The following is a 1,665-nucleotide window of genomic DNA, read 5'->3' as shown; positions in this document are numbered from 1 at the left end:
GGCGGCGGGGGGTTCTCGTCCGGCGGTGGCGGCGATTTCGGCGGCGGCGGCGCGTCGGGAGACTGGTGATGATGGACCGGCTGATCCGACTGCTGCGCCACTGCTGGCTCGACGAGGACGACGCGCGCCGCGCGCTCGGCCCGGTGGCGCTGGAGCGCATCGAGCAGCGCGTGCGCGCCAGCGAGGCCGCGCACAGCGGCGAGATCCGCGTCTGCGTGGAGGCGGGGCTGCCGCTGGGCTACCTGTGGCGCAACGTCGACGCCCACGATCGCGCGCTGTCGCTGTTCGGCAAGCTGCGCGTGTGGGACACCGAGCACAACAACGGCGTGCTGATCTACCTGCTGCTGGCCGACCACCGCATCGAGATCGTGGCCGACCGCGGCCTCACGCGGCACGTGGACGCTGCGGGATGGCAGGCCATCGTCGACGGCATGGGCGCGGCGTTCCGCGAGCGGCGCTTCGAGGACGGGCTGCACGCCGCGATCGACGCCGTGGACGCCGTGCTGCGCCAGCATTTCCCGGCAGCGCCAGGGGGTGGCAATCCGAACGAATTGCCGGACACTCCGGTGCTGCGCTGACCGACACCTTCACGACCTCCGATCGAATGACCTCCACGATGCGCTCTTGCTTCGCCTGGTTCGCGGCCGCCCTGCTGGCCGCACCGGCCCTCGCGGCCGACCACCCGTGGCTCAGCTCGCCGCTGCGCACCCAGCAGCCCGAGACCTACTTCACCAACCTGCGCGACGGCGACAGCATCGAGACGCCCTTCGTGCTGAAGTTCGGCCTGTCGCGCTACGGACTGGCGCCGATCGTCAAGCCGGTCGACGGCGCCGGTCACCACCACCTGCTGGTCAACCGCGACCTGCCGCTCGACTTCACCCAGCCGCTGCCCTTCAACGACCAGTACATCCACTTCGGCAAGGGCCAGATGGAGACGGTGCTGACCTTCGTGCCCGGCACCTACACGCTGCGGCTGCTGCTGGCGGACCACAAGCACATCCCCTACTTCGTCTACAGCAAGCCGATGAAGATCACGGTGACGAAGAAGAACGACGACGTCGACCCGAAGACGCTGATCCAGCCCGGCGTCGCGATCCTCGAGCCGCGCAGCGGCGAGCCGCTGCGCACGCCGTTCCGGGTGCGACTGCACGCCTCGGGCCTGAACGTGGGCCACGTGGACATCCAGGACAAGGGCGTGGGCCACTTCCGGCTGGTCGCCGAGAGGGCCGGTGCGCCCACCGAGCGCATCGACCTCGTCAAGGGCCTGACCGAGGTCTGGCTCGCGCCGCCGCCGGGCACCTACAAGTTCAGGGTCGAACTGCTGCAGAACGCCGACCAGCAGGTGATGGCCACGTCGGCGCCGGTCGAGATCGAAGTGCCGCGCTGAGGGCAGCCGGCGCGCCCTCAGCCCGGTTCGCGCATCGAACCGGCCACCAGATCGAAGCGGAACAGCCGGCACTCGATCGGGCCGTTCCACATCGGCACGCGCCGGCTCTCCTTCAGGCGCATCGCCTGCGGCAGCTTCATGTCGGGGCTGAGCACCCAGGCGGTCCAGCCCGGGTAGGCGCGCTTCCAGTGGGTGGCGAGGCGGGTGAAGAACTCGTGGGCCGAGGCGCCGTCCTCGAAACCCTCGCGCGCGGCCGTCGGCGGCGCGCGCCGTCCGGC

At 70.8% G+C, this 1,665-nt stretch carries 2 protein-coding genes and 1 pseudogene; 2 read left to right on the top strand and 1 reads right to left on the bottom strand.

Going from position 1 to position 1,665, the window contains the following annotated elements:
* Positions 1–68: 68 nt before the first annotated feature.
* Positions 69–578 (top strand): TPM domain-containing protein, encoded by a 510-nt coding sequence (locus x551_RS21890; RefSeq protein ID WP_036251426.1) that lies wholly within the window; start codon positions 69–71, stop codon positions 576–578.
* Positions 579–616: 38 nt separating this feature from the next.
* Positions 617–1,387 carry a DUF4399 domain-containing protein gene (locus x551_RS21885; RefSeq protein ID WP_051495971.1) on the top strand — a complete coding sequence of 257 codons (771 nt, stop codon included), beginning with the start codon at positions 617–619 and terminating at the stop codon, positions 1,385–1,387.
* Between the two features lie 17 nt (positions 1,388–1,404).
* Here x551_RS21885 and x551_RS21880 read toward each other — a convergent pair.
* Positions 1,405–1,665: pseudogene (locus tag x551_RS21880) on the bottom strand (class I SAM-dependent RNA methyltransferase); the annotation flags it as partial.

The sequence above is a fragment of the Methylibium sp. T29 genome (assembly GCF_000576205.1).
Taxonomy (GTDB): domain Bacteria; phylum Pseudomonadota; class Gammaproteobacteria; order Burkholderiales; family Burkholderiaceae_C; genus Methylibium; species Methylibium petroleiphilum.
Note: the sequence above shows the minus strand (reverse complement) of the source record. Positions and strands in the feature narration are given on the sequence as shown.

Bases quoted from the DNA above. Each gene is read 5' to 3' on its own strand.
- x551_RS21890 (WP_036251426.1), top strand. From the start codon at position 69: ATGATGGACCGGCTGATCCGACTGCTGCGCCACTGCTGGCTCGACGAG.
- x551_RS21885 (WP_051495971.1), top strand. From the start codon at position 617: ATGCGCTCTTGCTTCGCCTGGTTCGCGGCCGCCCTGCTGGCCGCACCG.